Genomic DNA, 20,748 nt, shown 5'->3' with positions numbered 1-20,748 from the left:
CAAAGGAACACGATGATCGATCAATTACCCGATTCCGCGCGCCGCGTCGCGCTTTTGTTGAAGGAACGCGGCCATCCGCACGACGTCGTGATGCTGCCCGAGACCGGCAAGACGTCGGCGGAAGCGGCGGCAGGCCTGGGCTGCGAGGTTGCGCAGATTGCGAAGTCGATCCTCTTTCGCCGCAAGGAAGACGATGCGCCCGTGCTCGTGATCGCGAGCGGCGCGAATCGCGTCGATGAAGCGAAGGTCGCGGCGCGCGTCGGTGCTTTGGCGCGCGCCGATGCGAAGTTCGTGCGCGAGAAAACCGGCTATGCGATCGGCGGCGTGTGCCCCATCGGCCACGCGGTCGAGCCCGTCACGCTGATCGACGAAGACCTGCTCGCGCTCGACAGTCTCTGGGCCGCCGCCGGGCATCCGCACGCGGTCTTCAATCTGTCGCCGCAGGAGTTGATCGAATTGACGGGCGCGCCGGTCGCGGACGTCGCGTTGCGCGAGACAGCGGAGTCATGACCGGCGTGGCGTCGCCGTGCGACGATGTGTGCCGCATGAATCCGCAGACCGGCTTCTGCGAAGGCTGCTTTCGCACCATCGAGGAAATCGCCGCGTGGTCGTCCTCCAGTGACGACGAGAGGCGCGCGGTGCTCGCGCGTGTCGAAAGCCGCCGTCAGGGCGCGCGCGTCGTGACGATCGGCGAATCGTTCGAAGCGACGCTCGCGCTGCCGCCCGATTCGATCAAACACTTCGCGACGCTCGTCAACGATCTCAACCCTCTGCATCACGACGACGCCTACGCGCGCGCAAGCCGTTTCGGTTCGCTCATCGCTTCGGGCACGCAGCCGACCGCGCATCTGATGGCGATGCTCGCCGCGCACTTCTCGCGCGATGCGCAGCCGCTCGGGCTCGAATTCGGCATCAAGCTCACGCGCGCGGTGAAGGCGAACGACGTGCTCACGATGTTCTGGCGCGTGACCGAGGCGAAGTGGAAAGCGAGCCTGAACGGCGATCTCGTGAAGCTCGAAGGCGGCGCGCGCAATCAGCTCGGCGAAACGGTGATGAAGGCGACGGCGACCATCGTCGTGATGCCGATGGAGACCCGCGCGTGAAGTCGCTGCCCGATTCGATGACCGTCTTCGAACGCGGCTGGCTCTCGTCGAACAACGTGCTGTTCGCCAGCGCCGAAGGCACCGCGATCGTCGATACGGGCTACGCGTCGCACGCGCCGCAAACGCTCGCGCTCGTGAAGCAGACACTCGGCGCGCGCGCGCTCGATCTGATCGTCAACACGCATCTGCACTCCGATCATTGCGGCGGCAACGCGCTGCTTCAGCGCACGTACGCGTGCGGCACGCTGATTCCCGCGAGCGAAGCGCACGCCGTGCGCGCGTGGGACGAGGACGCGCTCACGTTCCGCGCAACCGGCCAGCGCTGCGACCGGTTCGATTTCACGGGCACGATCGGAAACGGCGCGACGCTCGCGCTCGGCGGCTTCGACTGGAACGTGCTCGGCGCGCCGGGCCACGATCCGCATTCGCTGATGCTGCATTGCCCTGAAACGCGCGTGCTCATCAGCGCGGACGCGCTGTGGGAAAACGGCTTCGGCGTGATCTTTCCCGAACTCGAAGGCGAGAGCGGATTCGCGGAAGAACGCGCCGTGCTCGACCTGATTTCGACGCTCGATGTCGATGTCGTCATTCCCGGCCACGGCGCGCCGTTCACCGATGTCGCGCGCGCGCTCGACGTCGCTTCGTCGCGGCTCGATTATCTGCAGGCCGATCCCGCGCGCAACGCAAAGAACGCGCTCAAGGTGCTGATCGTGTTCAAGCTGATGGAGGTGCGCGCGATGACCTTCGGCGCGCTGGTGACGATGGTCGCGCAAGCCCGCTCGATGCGCGCCGCCGCCGACGCGCTCGCGCCATCGGGCGAACGTCGCACGCTCGTCGAAAAAATCGTCGGGGAATTGGCGCGCGGCGGCTCGGTGATCGTGAGCGGCGAGACCGTTTCGGCGGCCTGAACGGAACCGCCGGACAAAAAGAAAGCCGCTTGTCAGCTACGGCAAGCGGCGAATCATATGGACGTGATCAACGTCCAGCGTATCGTAGCGCGACACTATTTCACGTGCATCGGTGCTTTCCCTACAAAACTTTAACGATCACCTGAACCGGCGTAAGACCCAATGCCGGCGCGGGTTTCAGGGCGCATCGGCTTCGAAGAACGCGAGCATTTCCGCGAGCAGCATGTCGGGCTGTTCCTCGGGAATGTAGTGACCGCACGGCAACGCGCGGCCGCTCACGTCGCGCGCGACGCGCCGCCATTCTTCAAGCGCATCGAAGCATCGTTCGATCACGCCTTCGCGTCCCCACAGCACGCGCAGCGGACATGCGATCTTCATGCCGCGTTCGAGATCGGCGCGATCATGCTCGAGGTCGATGCCCGCCGACGCGCGATAGTCCTCGCAGATCGCGAAGATCGTACCGGGCGATGCGAGCGCATCGCGATACGCCTGCAACGCGTGCGGCGCGAACGGCGCGAGTCCCGCATGACGATTGCCCATCACGCGATCGATATACGCGTTCGGATTGCCGCCGATCAGCAACTCGGGCAGCGGCGTCGGCTGAATCAGCAGGAACCAGTGAAAGTACGCGGTCGCGAATTCGCGATCGGTGGCTTCGTACATCGCGAGCGTCGGCGCGATGTCGAGCAGCATCAGGCGATCGACGGCATCGGGAAAGTCCATCGCCATCCGGTGCGCGACGCGCGCGCCGCGATCGTGCGCGCAGACGAGAAAACGCTCGAAGCCGAAATGACGCATCACCGCGACCTGGTCGGCGGCCATCGCGCGTTTCGAGTACGGCGTGTGTTGCGCGTCGCTCTTTGGTTTTCCCGACGCGCCGTAGCCGCGCAAATCCGTGGCGATCACGGTGAAGTGCTTCGCGAGGTCGCCCGCGCATTTGTGCCAGATCTCGTGCGTTTGCGGGTGGCCGTGCAGGAGAATCAGCGGCGGCCCGTCACCGCCTTTCATTCCGACGATCTCGACGCCCGCCGCATCGACGCGAAACGGCTCGTAGTCGCTGAAAGACATGATGTTTTCTTGTTCGTGGCGTTGCGGACCATTGTAGGCGGGCCCGCGCGATTGCTGACGTCCGTGCGGGACCGCAAATGTGGAAACCGAAGACTTCCTCGGGAAATGGCGAATGGCCCGGCTTCGCTCCCTTGCTTATAATCGAACGATCGTTCGCTGGCCGAGCGCGCACGCTTTCCGGAAAATGGTCGTGCGTGCCGAATCGAGCGGCAGTTCCTAGAATGGTTTGAACGCTGCTCGGACACAATCAGGAGACTCGTTCCATGGCCCTGCCCGCCATCTTGCAGCACCTCACATTGCCCGTCGTCGGTTCGCCGATGTTCATTGTCAGCTATCCGGAGCTCGTGCTTGCGCAATGCAAGGCGGGCATCGTCGGCTCGTTTCCGGCGCTGAACGCGCGCCCGGCCGCGTTGCTCGACGAATGGCTCACGCAGATACAGAGCGAGCTTGCCGCGCACAAGGCGGCGAATCCCGATGCGGTCATCGGGCCGATCGCGGTCAATCAGATCGTTCACCAGTCGAATGCCCGGCTCGAACAGGACGTGCGCGTGTGCGTCGAGCATAAGGTGCCGATCTTCATCACGAGCCTGCGCGCGCCGGTCAGGGAGATGATCGACGCGGTGCATTCGTACGGCGGCATCGTGCTGCACGACGTCATCAATCTGCGGCACGCGCAGAAAGCGCTCGAAGCGGGCGTCGACGGCCTCATTCTCGTCGCGGCGGGCGCGGGCGGCCATGCGGGGACGACGTCGCCGTTCGCGCTCGTCGGCGAAGTGCGGCGCATGTTCGACGGTCCGATCGTGCTGTCGGGCGCCATCGCCAATGGCGGATCGATTCTCGCGGCGCAGGCCATGGGCGCGGATCTCGCGTACATGGGCACGCGCTTCATCGCGACGAAGGAAGCGCACGCGCTGGAGGACTACAAGCGCGCGATCGTCGATGCCACCGCCGCGGACATCGTCTACACGAATCTCTTCACCGGCGTGCACGGCAACTACATCCGCGAGAGCATCGTCAACGCGGGGCTCGACCCGGACGCGCTGCCGATCTCCGACAAGACCGCGATGAACTTCGCCGAAGGCACGAGCAAGGCGAAGGCGTGGAAGGACATCTGGGGCGCCGGCCAGGGCGTCGGGCTGATGGAGGACGTGCCGAGCGTGGCGGAACTGGTCCGGCGGCTGAAAGGCGAATACGACGACGCGAAGGCGCGCCTCGCGATCGGCTGATTCTTTTTCCAGGCCCGCAAAAAAACACCGCGCACGAGGCGCGGTGTTTTCGTTCTGGCGTACGCGTCGCTTAGAACTTCGCGCGCAGGCCGACGCCGAACGTGTCGCCCGTCGACAGGCCCGTGTACTTGTCGTTCAGGTACGCGGCGTAGACGTCGGTGCGCTTCGACAGCGGATAGTCGTAGCCGAGCGCCCAGCTCTTGTGCGTCTGGTCGAGGCCGCCGTTGCTGCGCGAATACGCGTACGACGCCATCACCGTTCCCGGTCCGAGCGGAATCGTCACGCCGCCCTGCCCCGTGTTGACGTGGAACGTGCCCGGGCCTTCGTAGTCGTTCTTCGTGTACATGTACTGCGCGAAGAACTTGACGTACTTCATGTCGTACGATGCGCCCAGCTGCCCGACGCTCTGGCTCTTGTAGCCGGGCGTCGCGAAGCCGTCGACCGAAGTCAGGTCGCCGGGCGTGTTGTTGAAGTTCACATACTGGTAGACGCCGGTCGCCGCGAACGGGCCGTGGAAGTACAGGAACTGCGCGCTGTACTTCTTCGAGCGGCCGTCGCCGGCGGTATTGCCGAAGCTGTACATCACGCTGCCCGACAAACCGTTGAAGTCAGGCGACGTGTACTGGACCGAGTTGTTCCAGCCCGAATCGCCGATCACGCCCTGATCCGTGTGATACGTCGGGAACGTGCCGGCGCCGAGGTACACGTGGTAGACCATCGGCGAGAACACGTACGAATCGACGAACGGGTTGAAGAGAATCGTCGAGACGAACAGTTGCGTGGTGAGGCGCCCGGCGGTGATCGTGCCGATCGGGCCTTGAATGCCGACGTACGCGTTGCGCGCGAAGAAGGTGTCGCCCTGGAAACGCCCGGACTGGCCGTTCTGCGCGCGGAAGAAGCTTTCCAACGTGAAGATGGCCTTGTAGCCGTTGCCCAGATCCTCAGCGCCCTTCAAGCCCCAGTACGACGTCGACATGCCGCCGCCGCTCACGTTCCATGCGCGATCGCCGCCCGGAAATTTTTGAGCGCCGACCCATTCGTCGACCTGCCCGTACAGCGAAACGCTCGATTGCGCGTGTGCCGCGCCCGCTGCGAAGAGGCCGAGCATCGCTGCGGCGACCGTGGTGGCCTTGACCGTTGCTCTCACCGTAGTCTTCGGCGCACGGTTGACGGTTGACTTCATGAACTCTCCTGTCTTTTGTCGAAAATTGAAAGCTTGGCGGGCGAGGGGCGTTGCACTCGCCTCGTCTGACCGTGACGGTTTAGTGGGCGAGAAAGGCATCGCGTGTGGAGCGGCACCATCTTTACGGACCATTTTTCCGGTCAAAAATGTTTTTGGTTATTACGGGTATAGCGGTTCGAATAATGCTGAACGGCAGCGGCCACGCCCAGACACATCGTGTCGCACGCCCTGGCCGGCTTTCTCGACGACGAATAGTTCGCAAAGCGAGCACCGGCGCGCCTGACGAAGCGTCGAAAGTCTTTCGAAATAATCGAAATACGACAATTTCCCGCGCAGGGCGCATTGTCCTTGCGCGGAAAAAAGATCGGAATGCCTGATGAAAATTCGATGCGTAACTGTGGCGAGATTACGTCATCGTGACAGCGGAACTAGACGCGCCAATAGTTTTTCGTTCCGCGGAAGAAGGCGCGGAACGGCGGCCGAAGCCGGTGAGAGCGCGGGATCAGTTGCGGTAATTCGCGTTCGTAGGCGCGCGGCCGTCGTCTGCCGGACGCCCGGGCGGGCGCGGCAGGCTGCGCTCTTCGTTGTAGCGCGTGATGTCGGCGCGAATGGAGCCTGCGCCGCGCAGGGGCACCGCCTGTTCGACGCGCGGACCCGGGCGCACTTCAGCGCTCACGGGCGTCAAGCCGTCTTTCGCGGCGACAGTCGTGTAGCGCAACGACTGCCGGCTGGACGCGGAATCGCTGAATACCGCCGACGACAGCCACTCGGCGCGCGGCCCGGCCAGCGCGAGCGAACCCGCCACCGCGAGCGCGCAGAGCGCTACGGATGCGAAAAGCCGGGTAGTCTTGCGAAAGCCAGTGAGCGCCATGTCGAAACAGCCTGCATCCGACCGATATTCCTGTCCGTGCACCGAAAGCGAAGACTTCCGATTCAGGCGGACAACCGGTCGTAGTCGGAGCATCCGGGCTTCGGCATCCAGACGATGCAAAAACCCGCCAACCGGTGTATCCAACAATTTATTTCGCGTCGCGACGGCAGTCGAGCCAAAAAGTGTTATGCCTGGTCGATGGTTGTAACACCATGTTACGTCAGAGTTTTTTCGTGTTTGGCCACCGTTTCGGATGCCCAATCATGTGACGAAAATCGTGCTGGACAGACGGTTCTCGATGCGCCGAAATTGACCGATGCGCGGCGCGAATGTTGCTTCTTGAACCTTCCGGTTCGCGGCGAGGATCGCTTGCTTTCATGCGCATCGGTAATCAATGCATCCTGTAAATGAATTTGCCAATTTAATCGGGTACAAGCGAAAATCATGGTTTTTCCCGACTTGACGCTGAAAACGCCGAGCACGGCGCGCGGCGCATCCAGGTACGAGATTCTCTGATGGCACGGCCCAAACTTCTTCCCGACAACTTTACGCTGGCGCTCGTCGGCACCGTCATCGTCGCCAGCGTCCTGCCCTGCCGCGGCAGCGCGGCGGTGGCGTTCAACTGGATTACCGACATCGCCATCGGTTTGCTGTTCTTCCTGCACGGAGCAAAGCTGTCACGTGAGGCGATCGTTGCCGGGGCGACGCACTGGCGGCTGCATCTCGTCGTGCTGCTCAGCACCTTCGCACTCTTTCCGCTGCTCGGACTCGTGCTCAAGCCCGTGCTCACGCCGCTCGTCACGCCAGCGCTCTACACCGGCATCCTCTTCCTCTGCACGCTGCCGTCCACCGTACAGTCGTCGATTGCGTTCACGTCGATGGCGAAGGGCAACGTGCCTGCAGCCGTGTGCAGCGCGTCCGCCTCGAGCCTGCTCGGCATTTTCATCACGCCGGCGCTCGTCGGGCTTGTCGTGAGCAATCATGGTGCGACGACCGGTTCGCCGTGGCACACGGTGGGCAATATCACGCTGCAACTGCTCGTGCCGTTCATCGCCGGGCAATTGCTGCGGCCAGCTATCGGCAAATGGATCGACAAGCATCGCGCGATGCTCAAGTTCGTCGACCAAGGCTCGATCCTGCTCGTCGTGTACGTAGCGTTCAGCGAGGCCGTGAACGAAGGCATCTGGCATTCGATCTCGATGGCCACGCTCGCGGGACTGCTCGCGGTCAATATCCTGCTGCTGGCGGCCGCGCTTTTCATCACGGCGTTCACGGCCAAACGGCTCGGCTTCTCCCGCGCGGACCAGATCACGATCATCTTCTGCGGCTCGAAGAAAAGTCTCGCCTCCGGCATTCCGATGGCCAAGGTGATCTTCGCGTCGCACGCGGTCGGCGCGGTGGTGCTTCCGCTCATGCTTTTCCATCAGATTCAACTGATGGTGTGCGCCGTTCTCGCGCAACGCTGGGGCGCGCGCAAGACCGCGCCAGAACCGGCGCGCGAGGGCAAGAGCGTCGGCGCGCCCGCGCGCCGCTGATTCCCGCCAGGGCGCGCAAGGCGTCCGCTGCTTCATTCTCACTTCCCCTTCGTCAGAAGGCCGCCCTGCGCGGCCTTTTTTGCGTCATTTGAGCCCGGCTGTGCGGCCGCGTCGATTCGGCTTAATGGCATAGGCCGGGAAACCTGACTGCGCGCATCGAGCCTCGAAGACCAATTGCTTCAAGTCCGACACTTTGGCCTACCCCTTTAGGCTGAATGGCGTGCGGGCATGTCCCTTGCCACACTCCTGTTCAACCACGAACAGGAACGCACCGAACGCGCCATGCCGACACGACGCTTCACTCTCAAACGGCGGAACTCGCGATGAACCACGTCGAACATCTCGCGACGGCTTCCGCCTTGCACGCCTTTCTCGGCGAGATGCCGTTTCGACGCGGCAGCGCGGAAGACGCTGGCCGCGCGCTGCACGCGTTGATCGGTGCCGGTCTGGATCGCCTGCCGCTGCCGGGTCACGGCAACACGGTGCAGCGCTGGCGTACGCTGGGCGCGGTCGCCGCCTTCGACCTTTCGCTGGTCAAGCTCTACGAAGGCCATACCGACGCGCTCGCGATACTCGCCGAACTGGACGCCGCGCAACCCGAGGACGGAAGCGCATGGGCCGTATGGGCCGCCGAGCCGCCGAACGCGCGGCTATCTGCGCTCGGCGAGAGCGGTGCGCGGACCGTGCTGCTGCAGGGCACGAAGGCATGGTGCTCCGGCGCGGCTTCGGTCACGCATGCGCTCGTGACCGCGTGGAACGAGCGGAACGAACCCGTACTCGCCGCCGTCGATTTGAGGCAGGAGGGCGTGGAAATCACCGATGCCGGATGGCAAGCGGTCGGCATGAAGGCGAGCGCGAGCGTCGACGTGCATTTCGAGCGTGTGCCCGCGCGGCTGATCGGTGCGTCGCGCGCCTATATCGAACGCCCAGGTTTCTGGCAAGGCGGCGCGGGCATTGCCGCGTGCTGGCTCGGAGCGGCGTCGGGCATCGCGGCATTCGTCGCCCGGGCCTCGAAGCGTCGCGCCGGGCCGCACGAACTCGCCCATCTCGGCGCAATCGACACGACGTTGTCCGCCGCGGCAGCGTTGCTGCGCGAGACGGCGGCATTCATCGACCGCGAGCCGCACAACGACGCCATGGTGCCCGCAATGCGTGCCCGCCTCGCGTCGGAACATGCATCGGCATTCGTCGTGGAGCGCGCCGGCCGCGCGTCGGGCGCGGGTCCGCTATGCCGCGACGCGCACTTCGCGCAACTCATGGCCGATCTGCCGGTATTCATTCGACAAAGCCACGCCGAGCGGGACGAAGCAGCGCTCGCCGAGCGCGTCTTGGAGGAGGGACGGATTTCATGGCAAGTGTGAGCACCCGGGCACCGACCGACGATACGGCCATCGACCGCACGATATCCGGAGAAGGCACGCCCGAAGCCGCATGGCGAGGGTGGGCGCGTCTCGACGCATTGCCCGAAGTCGATCCGGCCGAGCTGGTGCCGGTCGGAGGACGGGCTGTCATAGTCGCGCCGCACCCCGACGATGAAATACTCGGCACCGGCGGGCTGCTCGCACGTCTCTCGGAAATCAGCCGGAACATCGTCATCGTCGCCGTGACGGACGGCACCGCCAGTCACCCCGATTCGTCCGAATGGCCGCCGGAGCGCCTTGCACGCGTGCGTCCGCAGGAAACGAGGGCGGCGCTGCAACGGCTGCGTCTGCGTCAGGTGCAAGTGGTCAGACTCGGTCTGCAGGACGGCGACCCGAGCCAGATCGAGGTCAATTTGTCAGGAGTGCTGTCCGAATATTTTCAACCGGACGATATAATTTTCACCACATGGCGCTATGATGGTCACCCCGACCATGAGGCGGCCGGGCGCGCCGTTCATTCCGCGGCACAAGCGCTCGATCTGCCCTGCGTCGAAGTGCCACTCTGGACGTGGCACTGGGCGTCGCCGGATGATACACGCGTGCCATGGAGCCGTGCTCGCCGCATCGTTCTCGACAGCGCCACGCATGCCCGGAAGCTTCGGGCCGTCCAGGCTTTTAGGAGTCAGCTCGAGCCCGATGCGACGACCGGGCAAGCACCAGTCCTGCCCGAACATGTGCTGGCGCGGCTGACCCGGCCTTTCGAAGTCGTACTCATATGATCAACACCAAAAACAATACTAAGCAGTACTTCGATAATTTGTATCGAGGCAACGATGATCCCTGGAAAATCAGGCATCGTTGGTATGAGCGGCGCAAGCGGGCACTTCTGCTCGCCTCGCTTCCGCATGAACGTTATGCGAACGCGTTCGAGCCTGGCTGCGGCAACGGCGAACTGACCGCCCTGCTCGCGCCGCGCTGCGACGCGCTGATCGCAACCGACATCGCCGAGGAAGCCGTCGCGCTCACACGGCAGCGCGTCGCGCACTGCCAGAACGTGAGGGTCGAGCAGATGCTGTTGCCCGACTCCTGGCCGGACGGCAAGTTCGATCTGGTCGTGATCAGCGAGATCGGCTATTACCTCGACGAGCCGCAGCTATGGCATATCGTCGAGCACATACACCACACCTTGTCGCGCGACGGTGCGGTCGTCGCGTGCCACTGGCGCCGGCCGATCGAAGGCTGGCTTCAAAACGGCGACGAAGTGCACGCGAAGCTGCGCGGCCGGATGAGTCTTCCGTTGCTCAGCCACTACTGGGACGACGATCTGATCCTCGACGTATGGACGCCCGACAAACGATCGATCCACGATCGGGAAACATCATCTTAGTGTTTCCTGATTTTTACTAAACAAACAAATCGCAAGGAAACTCATATACAACAAGGCTCTACTGGTTTTCTCCAATCTCTTCTAAGGCCGTTTTTCAATTTTTTACTATACAATCGGCTCGAACAAGCGAACTGACCGCGCGCGATAAACATCGCGTCGTCAGAAAACAGCCGGAAACAGGCGGAGACAGAGAAGACCACGATGGCCACCACCATTCGCGATGTCGCGCGTGCGGCAAGCGTCTCGATAGGGACAGTGTCGCGCGCGCTCAAAAATCAACCAGGTTTGTCCGAAGCGACGCGCGAGCGCGTCGTCGAAATTGCGCAACAGCTCGGTTACGACTCCGGACAGTTGCGTACGCGCATTCGCCGCGTGACCTTTCTGCTGCATCGGCAGCACAATAATTTCGCGGTCAGCCCGTTTTTCTCGCATGTGCTGCACGGATTCGAAGAAGCGTGCCGCGAGCGGCGGCTCGTGCCGTCCGTGCTCACCGCCGGCCCGACGCAGGATCTCGCGCAGCAGATGCGTCTGCACGCGCCCGACGCCATCGCGGTCGCGGGCTTCGTCGAGCCTGAACTGCTCGCGCATCTGCATTCGCTCGCGCGGCCCACCATCCTGATCGATCTGCGCGCGCCGGGCTTCCGCTCTGTCAATATCGACAACGTGAAAGGCGCCTCGCTGGCGATGCAGCATCTTTTCGCGCAAGGACGGCGGCGCATCGCGTTCATCGGCGGATCGCTCGCGCATCACAGCATCGCGCAGCGAGCGCTCGGCTATCGGAAGGCGTATTTCGATGCCGGCCAGCTTTTCGATCCGACGCTCGAAGTCATGACGCAACCCGGCCTCAACGCGGATCTCGCCGCCGCCGACGCGATGGAACGCCTGATCGCAGATGCCAAGGCGCAATCCAGTCCCCTGCCCGACGCCGTTTTCGCCTATAACGATGCAGCGGCCCTTGCCGCGATGCGCGTCTGTCTCGCGCACGGATTGCGCGTGCCGGACGACATCGCGTTCGTCGGTTTCGACGATATTCCGGCCGCCGCGCAAAGCACGCCGCCGCTCTCGACCGTGACCGTCGACAAGGAAGCGCTCGGGCGGCGCGGCGTCGAATTGCTGTTGGAAGACCCAGCGAGCCCGCCGAGCCAGGCCGACACGCTCGTCGACGTCAGGTTCGTTTCTCGCGCGAGCTCGGGCACGAAACAGGACATCAGCACGCCATGAACATGACCGCCTCACCTGCCATCGCGGAACGAGCGCCAGCAGAACGCGCGATCGACTTCCGCAGCCGCGACTTCCTGCTTTCGCACGTGCGCGACACGCTCGCCTTCTACGCGCCCAACGCGCGCGACCCGTCCGGCGGTTTCTTTCATTTCTTCAAGGACGACGGCAGCGTCTACGACCGCACGACGCGCCATCTCGTCAGCAGCACGCGCTTCGTCTTCAACTATGCGATGGCCTTCCGCCATTTCGGCGACGCGAGTTATCAGGACGATGCGCGCCACGCGTTCAAGTTTCTGCGCGACGCGCACTGGGACGCCGCGAACGAAGGCTACGACTGGGAAATCGAGTGGCGCGACGGCAAGAAGCGCACGCTCGACGGCACGCGCCACTGCTACGGCATGGCGTTCGTGCTGCTCGCGAGCGCGCACGCGGCAATGGCCGGCATCGACGAAGCGAAGCCGATGATCGACGAAACCTTCGTGCTGATGGAAAAGCGTTTCTGGGACGCCGACGCCGGTCTCTACGCCGACGAAGCCACGCCCGACTGGCAGCTTACGGACTATCGCGGGCAGAACGCGAACATGCACGCGACTGAGGCGCTGCTCGCCGCATACGAAGCGACGGGGCACGTCATTTACCTGGATCGCGCGGAAAAGATCGCCGGCAACATCACGCTGCGGCAGGCGAAGCTGTCGCACGGAATGGTCTGGGAGCATTTTCATCGGGACTGGTCGGTCGACTGGCACTACAACGAATCGGACAGTTCGAATATTTTCCGTCCGTGGGGTTTCCAGCCGGGGCACCAGACCGAATGGGCGAAGCTTTTGCTGATTCTCGAGCGGCATCGCGCGCTGCCGTGGCTCAGCGCCCGCGCCGTCGAACTGTTCGATGCCGGGTTCAACCGTGCGTGGGACAGTTGTCATGGCGGTCTCTACTATGGTTTCGGCCCCGACGACAGCATCTGCGACCACGACAAGTACTTCTGGGTGCAGGCGGAAAGCTTCGCGGCGGCGGCGCTACTCGGCGCGCGCACGGGCCACGAGCGTTTCTGGGACTGCTATGACGAGCTGTGGCGCTACAGCTGGAAGCACTTCGTCGATCACGAATACGGCGCGTGGTATCGCATCCTCACCTGCGACAACCGCAAGTACGGCGACGAGAAAAGTCCCGCCGGCAAGACCGACTATCACACGATGGGCGCGTGCTACGAAGTGCTGAACGCGCTTTCTTCGCCCCAAACCTCACGGTGAAAAGAATGGCAAGCGAGCAAACCACCTTTCCGCAGTTCGTCTCCGCCGGCGACATCCTCACCGACATGATCCGCACGGACGTGTCGAGCTGGCTTTCGCGTCCGGGCGGCGCGGGCTGGAACGTCGCGCGCGCGGTCGCGAGGCTCGGGCTGCCGACGGCCAGCGCCGGCTCGCTCGGCATGGACAATTTCTCCGACGACCTGTGGGAAGCGAGCGTCGCCTCGGGACTGGACATGCGCTTCATGCAGCGCGTCGAGAGACCGCCCTTGCTCGCCATCGTTCACAAGACGCAGCCGCCGACGTACTACTTCATGGGCGAAAACGGCGCGGACCTCGCTTTCGATCCTTCGCGGCTGCCGCAAGGATGGATGGAGCGCGTGAAGTGGGCGCATTTCGGCTGCATCAGCCTCGTGCGTCAGCCGCTCGGCGCGACCCTCGCGGCGCTCGCCCGCCAGCTGCGCGAGCACGGCGTGAAGATCAGCTTCGATCCGAACTATCGCAACCTGATGGAGCACGGCTACGAGCCGATCCTGCGCAACATGGCGAGCCTCGCCGATCTCATCAAGGTGTCGGACGAAGACCTGCACATGCTTTTCAAGGGCATGCCCGAAGCGGACGCGCTCGCCAAAATTCGTTCGATGAATCCGCAAGCCACCGTGCTCGTCACGCGCGGCTCGGCGCAAGCCACGCTCTACGCAGGCGAGGCGCAATACAGCGCACGTCCCCCGAGCGTCGAAGTGGCGGATACGGTCGGCGCGGGCGATGCGTCCATCGGCGGATTGCTGTACAGCCTGATGGCGCGTCACGGCGACTGGCCCGATCATCTGAAGTTCGCGCTCGCGGCGGGTGCGGCGGCGTGCCGTCATTCGGGCGCGCATTCGCCATCGCTGGAGGAAGTCGAGGCGCTGCTGAAGTAAGCGTCGCACGCGTTACATATCAGCGTGCTAGCATGGATTCGTCCTTGCCCGGAGGCGGATCCATCATGGAAGACACCACCTATACGAAAGGCCTCTATACCGCGACGATCGGCGTGCGCGCCATCGACGGCGGCCAGTTCCAAGGCCTGGTCTCGCTCGCACGCGACGACGGCGAGGATACCGAAGCGACGCTCTACGAAGTGGAAGCCGCATCGGGCAACGAAGAAGAAGCGCTCAACGAAGCGCGCGCGCTCGCGCACCGCATCCTCGGGGAAATCGAACTGTAGCCACGCGGCTCGGCGGCGCGTGGCGTTCGCGCTTCGCGGCGCCTCCCGGCTGCATCGGAGGACATCATGCCGGAGCAGATCTTCCTATACGGCGTCTACGCCATCCACGTGAGGCCGGTCGAGCTCCAGGGCTCGCGCTGGGACGCGGAATACGAAATCCGTCATCACGACAAGGCCGTGCAGCCGTGGACGACCGTCGGCGGCGACGACGGCCTCGCCGACAAGGCCGAAGCCGTCGAGCTCGCGCATCGGCGCGCGGTGTCGGATATCGAAGCCGGCGCGGGCATTCCGAAGCCGCGCGCCTTTCCTTAATGCTCGTTCGACGAATGCGCGACGCCCGCGTGCGCATTCAGCGCGAGCCGCTCGGCCTCGCGATGATCGATCGCTGACGCGCGCTCGTAACCCTCCCGCGCGAGCGAGCGCTCGACGTAATCGAACAGCATGCCCTGCGGCTCGATCAGCTTCGCGATGAACGCGATCTGCAGCGTGCTCGCCGCGAGAATGTCGGCGGCCGTGAACTGGTCGCCGAGCAGCCACGGCCCTTCTTCCAGCGCGTTTTCGATCGCGTGCTCGACCCGCGCGAGATCGCCCCATCCGAAGCTCACGGTGTTGCCCTGCGCGCCGGTCACGCGCTCGGCCATCGCGGGTTCGAGACACGAGCCGGTGAAAAACATCCATTGCAGGAAGCGGCCGCGCGACGGATCGGCGAGCGGCACGCCGAGCGCGGTTTCCGGGTAGCGATCCGCGAGATAGAGCAGCACCGCCCCCGATTCGGCCACGCGCACGCTGCCGTCTTCAAGCGCGGGCAGCTTCGACATCGGATTGACGCGGCAGAAATTCGGATCGTTCTGCGCCCCCGCGCGGATGTTCACGAACTCCAGTTCATACGGCACGCGCATTTCCTCGAGCATCCACAGCGCACGGAAGGCGCGTGTTTTAGGCCAGTAGAAGAGCTTCATCTGCGTCGTTTTAATCGGCTTTCGAGGCTTTCAGGTTAGTCCCAAATCGACGCGGATCGCGTGACGTCACGCCCCGGGTTTACGCGTAGCCGCGGCGGATCGAGGAAATTCCTCTCGCGAATCTCAAAAACAAGGGGGTTGTTTCTCGATGCGCGTGGAATCGCGGCGAGTGCGCAAAAACATTCTGCATTTGTCGGCAAAGAATGTCGCATTGCCTCACATACAAAAATTGCCAGCTTTGCATGGCACCAGAGTAAGGCGCTAAAGCGCCAACTCTGGTCGACAGGAGATTCCATGAACGCGCGCGTCCCCGCCGATGCATTTTTTCCTCCCGCGCTGTCGGACTACCAACTTGCCGACAACCTGAGCGCCACGAAAGGCCGAATCTTCCTCACGGGCACACAGGCGCTCGTGCGCCTTGTCTTGATGCAGCGTGACCTCGACCGCGCCGCCGGCATGAACACCGCCGGCTTCATCAGCGGCTATCGCGGCTCGCCGCTCGGCATGGTCGACCAGCAACTGTGGAAGGCGAAGAAACTGCTCGCGTCGCACGACGTGCGGTTCCTGCCCGCGATCAACGAGGAACTCGGCGGCACCGCCGTGCTCGGCACGCAGCGCGTGGAATCGGACGCGGAACGCACCGTCGATGGCGTGTTCGCGATGTGGTACGGCAAGGGCCCGGGTGTCGATCGCGCGGGCGATGCGCTCAAGCACGGCAACGCATACGGCTCGTCGCCGCGCGGCGGCGTGCTGGTGGTCGCGGGCGATGACCACGGCTGCGTGTCGTCGTCGATGCCGCATCAGAGCGACCAGACGATGATTTCCTGGCACATGCCGGTGGTGAATCCGTCGAACGTCGCGGACATGCTGGAGTTCGGCATCTACGGCTGGGCGCTGTCGCGCTTCTCGGGCGCGTGGATCGGCTTCAAGGCGATTTCCGAGACGGTCGAATCCGGCTCCACCGTCGATCTCGACGCGCTGAAACTGGACTGGCAAGCTCCGGAAGATTTCACGCCGCCGGCGGGCGGCCTGCACAATCGCTGGCCCGATCTGCCGAGTCTCACGATCGAGGCACGCCTCGCCGCGAAAATCGACGCAGTGCGGCACTTCGCGCGCGTGAACAGCATCGACAAGTGGATCGCGCCGAGCCCGCGCGCGAACATCGGCATCGTGACGTGCGGCAAGGCGCATCTCGATCTGATGGAAGCGCTGCGCCGCCTCGATCTCACCGTCGACGATCTCGATGCCGCCGGCGTGCGCATCTACAAGGTCGGCCTGTCGTATCCGCTCGAAACGACGCGGCTCGAAACGTTCGTCGACGGCCTCTCCGAAGTGCTCGTGATCGAGGAGAAAGGGCCGGTCATCGAGCAGCAGATCAAAGATCATCTCTACAACCGCGTCGACGGTGCGCGGCCGGTCGTTATCGGCAAGAATGCGCGCGACGGCGCGCAGCTTCTCAGCGCGCTCGGCGAATTGCGCCCGTCGCGCGTGCTGCCGGTGTTCGCGCAATGGCTCGCGCGTCACAAGCCCGCGCTCGATCGCCGCGACAAGGTCGTCGATCTCGTCGCGCCGCAGATTCTCTCGAACGTCGCCGATGCCGTGAAGCGCACGCCCTACTTCTGCTCGGGCTGCCCGCACAACACGTCGACGAAGGTGCCGGAAGGATCGGTCGCGCAGGCGGGCATCGGCTGCCACTTCATGGCGTCGTGGATGGAGCGCGATACGACCGGTCTGATTCAGATGGGCGGCGAAGGCGTCGACTGGGCGTCGCACTCGATGTTCACGAAAACGCCGCACGTCTTCCAGAATCTCGGCGACGGCACCTACTTCCATTCCGGCATTCTCGCGATTCGTCAGGCCGTGGCCGCGAAGGCGAATATCACGTACAAGATTCTTTATAACGATGCCGTCGCGATGACGGGCGGCCAGCCTGTCGACGGCAGCATTTCGGTGCCGCAGATCGCGCGGCAGGTAGAAGCGGAAGGCATCGCGCTGCTGGTCGTCGTCAGCGACGAGCCCGAGAAGTATCAAGGTCACGAAGATCAGTTTCCGCGCGGCACGACCTTTCATCACCGCGGCGAGCTGGATGACGTGCAGCGCCGTCTGCGCGACACGCCGGGCGTCACCGTGCTCATCTACGACCAGACCTGCGCCGCCGAAAAGCGCCGCCGCCGCAAGAAAGGCGAGTTCCCCGATCCGGACAAGCGCCTTTTCATCAACGAAGCCGTATGCGAAGGCTGCGGCGATTGCGGCGTGCAGTCGAATTGCCTGTCCGTCGAGCCGGTCGAAACGGAGCTGGGCCGCAAGCGCCGCATCGATCAGTCGTCGTGCAACAAGGACTATTCGTGCGTGAACGGCTTCTGCCCGAGCTTCGTCACGGTCGAAGGCGCGAAACTGAAAAAGACCGAAGGCCACGCGTTCGATCCCGCCGAACTCGCGGGCCGCGTCGAGGCGCTGCCGCTGCCGCAAGGTCATCTCGACAACGCGCCCTACGACATTCTCGTGACGGGCGTGGGCGGCACGGGCGTGGTGACCGTGGGCGCGCTCATCAGCATGGCGGCGCATCTGGAGGGCAAAAGCGCATCGGTGCTCGATTTCATGGGCTTCGCGCAGAAAGGCGGCTCGGTGCTGTCGTTCGTGCGCTTCGCCGCCACCGACGCGTTGCTCAATCAGGTGCGCATCGACACGCAGCAGGCCGACTTGCTGCTCGCGTGCGACATGGTCGTCGGCGCGAGCCCGGAAGCGCTGCAGACGGTGCGGCACGATCGCACGAAGATCGTCGTGAACACGCACGCGATTCCGAACGCGAGCTTCGTGCAGAATCCCGATGCGAATCTTCATGCCGACGCATTGCTCGACAAGATGCGTCACGCCGCGGGCGAAGGCGCGCACGACGCGATGCGCAGTTGCGACGCGCAAGCGCTCGCGCAGCGTTTTCTCGGCGACACCATCGGCGCGAACATTCTGATGCTCGGCTTCGCGTGGCAACTCGGCCTCGTGCCGCTGTCGCTCGCGGCTTTGATGCGCGCGATCGAGCTGAACAATGTCGCGGTCGCGGCGAACAAGCTGGCGTTTTCGATCGGCCGTCTCGCGGCGGCGGACATGGCCGCGCTCGAAGCGCTGACCGCGCAGGCGATGGCCAGGCGCGTCACGATGGATCGGATGTCGCTGCCCGATCTGATCCGCGATCGCGAGGAACGCCTGCTGGCGTACGGCGGTTCGAAGTATGTCGCGCGCTATCGCAAGCTGGTGAACGCGGCGGCGGGCAATGAAGCCGTCGCGCGCGCCATCGCGATTTCGTTCTACAAGCTGCTCGCCGTGAAGGACGAATACGAAGTCGCGCGCCTGCACGCGGACCCGGCGTTCCGCGCCGCGCTCGGCGCGCAGTTCGAAGGCACGGCGGGCGAGAGCTATGCTGTGAAGTTCAACCTCGCGCCGCCCGCGCTATCGCATGGCGCGCCGAAGAAGAAGGTGTTCGGCCAGTGGATGTGGCCAGTGCTCGGCGGTCTCGCGAAAATCCGCGCGCTGCGCGGCACCGCGCTCGATGTCTTCGGCAAGACGCTCGAACGCCGCATGGAACGCCAGCTCGCGGACGACTTCGAGATCACGATGACACGCGCGCTCGCCAGGCTCGACGCCGCCAGTGCGAACGACGTGCACGCGCTCGCCGCGCTTTTCGAACGCGTGCGCGGCTACGGTCACGTGAAGCTCGCGAATGTCGCGATGGTCAAGCGCAGCGAACGCGACGTCGCGACGCGCATCGGCATCGAAGCGGCGACGGGCGAAGCGGTGCGCGCCGCCATCGATTCGATGAAGGGCGCGGCATCGCTGAAGGGGATTCCGGTCGTCGTCGCGAAGTGACTATTCGCCGTCCTCGTCGGGCAGCCAGTCGATGTCGCCGCACAACACGCAGCGCTTGCCCTGCGAGCGCGTCTCCACGGAGAGCGTGACGCACGGCATCGCCTCGTTGATCGACAGATACGGCTTCGTCACATGCACGCGCTCGGGGTCCCCGAGCGCCGCGCGGAAGTACGGACGGCGCAGCCAGTTCGCGCCCTGCGCGTCGATGAGCGGCAGAAAGCGCGCCTCGTGCGCGGCGCGGTCGGCGCGCAGCACCACGTTGCGGCCGGCCTGCCTGCCGTTCTGATCGAGCAGGAAGCAGCGCGCGGCGTTATCGAGCGCGAGGAAATTCCAGCACACTTCTTCGAGCGGCTCGCCCGCCGCGAGCCGCTCGGCCGCGCGCTCGAACGCGCGGATATAGGGCTGGAGCCGCGTGGCGACGCGCCTTTCACGCACTTCGGTCTGCAAGCGGTAACGTTCGGTCAGCTCGCCGATCACGCTCTGCGCATGCACGCTGTCCGCGAGACCCGGATGCGGCCGCGCGAAGAAGAAGCCCTGCACGAAATCCGCGCCGCTCGCGAGCGCGAGTTGCGCTTCGTGCTCGGTCTCGACGCCTTCTATCAGCACGAGCTTGCCCGCCTCGTGCAGCAGCGACACGATCCCCGACAGCACCGCCTCCATGTTCTGCCGCTGCTTGAGCGAGCGCGCGGACAGCGGCGCGTGCACGTTGTGGCCCGCGTGCGAGAGCATCACGCGATCGAGCTTGACGATATCCGGATCGAGCTGCCAGATGCGCTCGATGTTCGTGTGCCCCGCGCCGAAATCGTCGAGCGCGATGAGAAAGCCGTGATCGCGGAATTGCTGCACCGCGAGCGCAAGCCGTTCGATGTCCTCCGCGCTCTGCTCGAGCACTTCGAGCACGACGCGGCGCGGCTCGAGGTGCAGCCGCTTCAGGTTCGCGAGCAACGCGGCCGCGTGATACGGCTCGGTCAGCGCGCCCGGATGCACGTTGAGAAAGAGCCATTCGTCCCGCGCGCCGAGCATCTTGAAGTTCTCGAGATGCAGCGCCTGCGCGAGCCGGTCGATCTGCAACGCTTCGCCGACGCGCGATGCCTGCCCGAACACGTCGAGCGGTGACACCGGCCGATCGAGCGCATCGTGCGCGCGCAACAGGCCCTCGTACCCGACCGCACGCATGTGCGACAAACTGAATACCGGCTGAAAGACGCTCGATAGCGTCCACTCGCCATGCTCGACCGAATAGCGGTCGAATCCCGATGTCACGCCAAGCTCGAAGCTGCGCGCGGAAACCGTCGTCTTCTCGGGGTTTGCGATTACCATGCCGATGCCCTCACCTGAACGCGCCGGCAAAGGACGCTCGATTGCGCCCTGCTCCGCGGACCCGTGCCGGATCCGTCACTTACCATTTTCATAAGAACAGCCCTCGATGATCTCGTCGGGAGTCTCTCTGTGTCCCGTGGCTTTCGGTTAAGCAAGCTCCATGCGCAGAGCGCGCTGCGGCCAGCCGGTCTTTTGCGCCCGGCATGCACCGCCAGCAGGCGATTTCGGGTGCACGCGCACCGGGACGGTGCGAAAGCCGAAGCCGCGAATCGTGAATGCTTCGCGAGCAAA

19 protein-coding genes are annotated in these 20,748 nt (G+C 64.3%); 14 read left to right on the top strand and 5 right to left on the bottom strand.

Annotated elements, in window-relative coordinates; all coding sequences use genetic code 11:
• Window positions 1–12: 12 nt before the first annotated feature.
• Genes U4Y90_RS08610 through U4Y90_RS08600 form a run of 3 tightly spaced genes read left to right on the top strand, consistent with a single transcriptional unit; the run spans window position 13 to window position 2,011 of the window.
• Window positions 13–510, top strand: coding sequence for a YbaK/EbsC family protein (locus U4Y90_RS08610; protein WP_321794153.1), 498 nt, complete (start codon window positions 13–15; stop codon window positions 508–510).
• Window positions 507–1,103 carry a DUF1289 domain-containing protein gene (locus U4Y90_RS08605; protein ID WP_321794152.1) on the top strand — a complete coding sequence of 199 codons (597 nt, stop codon included), beginning with the start codon at window positions 507–509 and terminating at the stop codon, window positions 1,101–1,103. The genes U4Y90_RS08610 and U4Y90_RS08605 overlap by 4 nt, the downstream gene beginning before the upstream one ends.
• Window positions 1,100–2,011 carry an MBL fold metallo-hydrolase gene (locus U4Y90_RS08600; protein ID WP_321794151.1) on the top strand — a complete coding sequence of 304 codons (912 nt, stop codon included), beginning with the start codon at window positions 1,100–1,102 and terminating at the stop codon, window positions 2,009–2,011. The genes U4Y90_RS08605 and U4Y90_RS08600 overlap by 4 nt, the downstream gene beginning before the upstream one ends.
• Before the next feature lie 177 nt (window positions 2,012–2,188).
• Here U4Y90_RS08600 and U4Y90_RS08595 read toward each other — a convergent pair whose 3' ends face one another.
• On the bottom strand, window positions 2,189–3,079 hold the full coding sequence (locus tag U4Y90_RS08595) for an alpha/beta hydrolase (RefSeq protein ID WP_321794150.1): 891 nt from the start codon (window positions 3,077–3,079) through the stop codon (window positions 2,189–2,191).
• 263 nt (window positions 3,080–3,342) lie between these two features.
• Between U4Y90_RS08595 and U4Y90_RS08590 the strand changes: the two genes are divergently transcribed.
• Window positions 3,343–4,305, top strand: a complete 963-nt coding sequence (locus U4Y90_RS08590) for a nitronate monooxygenase family protein (protein ID WP_321794149.1) — start codon at window positions 3,343–3,345, stop codon at window positions 4,303–4,305.
• A 70-nt stretch (window positions 4,306–4,375) separates the two neighbouring features.
• Here the strand turns inward: U4Y90_RS08590 and U4Y90_RS08585 are convergent, their stop codons facing one another.
• On the bottom strand, window positions 4,376–5,488 hold the full coding sequence (locus U4Y90_RS08585) for a porin (RefSeq protein ID WP_321794148.1): 1,113 nt from the start codon (window positions 5,486–5,488) through the stop codon (window positions 4,376–4,378).
• Window positions 5,489–5,990: 502 nt separating this feature from the next.
• On the bottom strand, window positions 5,991–6,359 hold the full coding sequence (locus U4Y90_RS08580) for a hypothetical protein (protein WP_321794147.1): 369 nt from the start codon (window positions 6,357–6,359) through the stop codon (window positions 5,991–5,993).
• A gap of 515 nt (window positions 6,360–6,874) precedes the next feature.
• Between U4Y90_RS08580 and U4Y90_RS08575 the strand changes: the two genes are divergently transcribed.
• The 9 genes from U4Y90_RS08575 to U4Y90_RS08535 all read left to right on the top strand — a co-directional run bounded on the left by U4Y90_RS08575 (window position 6,875) and on the right by U4Y90_RS08535 (window position 14,629).
• Window positions 6,875–7,894 (top strand): bile acid:sodium symporter family protein, encoded by a 1,020-nt coding sequence (locus U4Y90_RS08575; protein WP_321794146.1) that lies wholly within the window; start codon window positions 6,875–6,877, stop codon window positions 7,892–7,894.
• A 323-nt stretch (window positions 7,895–8,217) separates the two neighbouring features.
• Window positions 8,218–9,255 carry an acyl-CoA dehydrogenase gene (locus U4Y90_RS08570; protein ID WP_321794145.1) on the top strand — a complete coding sequence of 346 codons (1,038 nt, stop codon included), beginning with the start codon at window positions 8,218–8,220 and terminating at the stop codon, window positions 9,253–9,255.
• The gene (locus U4Y90_RS08565; RefSeq protein WP_321794144.1) at window positions 9,243–10,034 is read left to right on the top strand and encodes a PIG-L family deacetylase; all 792 of its coding nucleotides are present in this window, start codon (window positions 9,243–9,245) and stop codon (window positions 10,032–10,034) included. Before U4Y90_RS08570 ends, U4Y90_RS08565 begins: the two co-directional genes overlap by 13 nt.
• Window positions 10,031–10,642 carry a class I SAM-dependent methyltransferase gene (locus U4Y90_RS08560; RefSeq protein ID WP_321794143.1) on the top strand — a complete coding sequence of 204 codons (612 nt, stop codon included), beginning with the start codon at window positions 10,031–10,033 and terminating at the stop codon, window positions 10,640–10,642. Before U4Y90_RS08565 ends, U4Y90_RS08560 begins: the two co-directional genes overlap by 4 nt.
• A gap of 201 nt (window positions 10,643–10,843) precedes the next feature.
• Window positions 10,844–11,863: a LacI family DNA-binding transcriptional regulator gene (locus tag U4Y90_RS08555; protein ID WP_321794142.1), complete on the top strand. Its 1,020-nt coding sequence runs from the start codon at window positions 10,844–10,846 to the stop codon at window positions 11,861–11,863.
• Window positions 11,860–13,113: an AGE family epimerase/isomerase gene (locus U4Y90_RS08550; protein ID WP_321794141.1), complete on the top strand. Its 1,254-nt coding sequence runs from the start codon at window positions 11,860–11,862 to the stop codon at window positions 13,111–13,113. Before U4Y90_RS08555 ends, U4Y90_RS08550 begins: the two co-directional genes overlap by 4 nt.
• A gap of 5 nt (window positions 13,114–13,118) precedes the next feature.
• On the top strand, window positions 13,119–14,030 hold the full coding sequence (locus U4Y90_RS08545) for a carbohydrate kinase (protein ID WP_321794140.1): 912 nt from the start codon (window positions 13,119–13,121) through the stop codon (window positions 14,028–14,030).
• 65 nt (window positions 14,031–14,095) lie between these two features.
• Window positions 14,096–14,317, top strand: coding sequence for a hypothetical protein (locus U4Y90_RS08540; protein WP_321794139.1), 222 nt, complete (start codon window positions 14,096–14,098; stop codon window positions 14,315–14,317).
• 66 nt (window positions 14,318–14,383) lie between these two features.
• A complete protein-coding gene (locus tag U4Y90_RS08535; RefSeq protein WP_061174257.1) occupies window positions 14,384–14,629 on the top strand; it encodes a hypothetical protein in 246 nt (81 codons plus the stop codon).
• On the opposite strand, the gene U4Y90_RS08530 is transcribed toward U4Y90_RS08535, so the two are convergent.
• Window positions 14,626–15,276, bottom strand: a complete 651-nt coding sequence (locus tag U4Y90_RS08530; RefSeq protein WP_321794138.1) for a glutathione S-transferase family protein — start codon at window positions 15,274–15,276, stop codon at window positions 14,626–14,628. The two genes, U4Y90_RS08535 and U4Y90_RS08530, sit on opposite strands and share 4 nt — an antisense overlap.
• 294 nt (window positions 15,277–15,570) lie before the next feature.
• On the opposite strand from U4Y90_RS08530, the gene U4Y90_RS08525 reads away from it, so the two are divergent.
• A complete protein-coding gene (locus U4Y90_RS08525) occupies window positions 15,571–19,137 on the top strand; it encodes an indolepyruvate ferredoxin oxidoreductase family protein (protein ID WP_321794137.1) in 3,567 nt (1,188 codons plus the stop codon).
• Here the strand turns inward: U4Y90_RS08525 and U4Y90_RS08520 are convergent, their stop codons facing one another.
• Window positions 19,138–20,457, bottom strand: a complete 1,320-nt coding sequence (locus U4Y90_RS08520; RefSeq protein WP_321794136.1) for an EAL domain-containing protein — start codon at window positions 20,455–20,457, stop codon at window positions 19,138–19,140. It abuts the gene before it with no gap.
• Between the last annotated feature and the right edge of the window lie 291 nt (window positions 20,458–20,748).

The organism is Caballeronia sp. J97 (assembly GCF_905220305.1).
Taxonomy (GTDB): Bacteria; Pseudomonadota; Gammaproteobacteria; order Burkholderiales; family Burkholderiaceae; genus Caballeronia.
The sequence above is the reverse complement of the archived record's forward strand: the minus strand, read 5'-3'. Positions and strand labels throughout refer to the sequence as shown.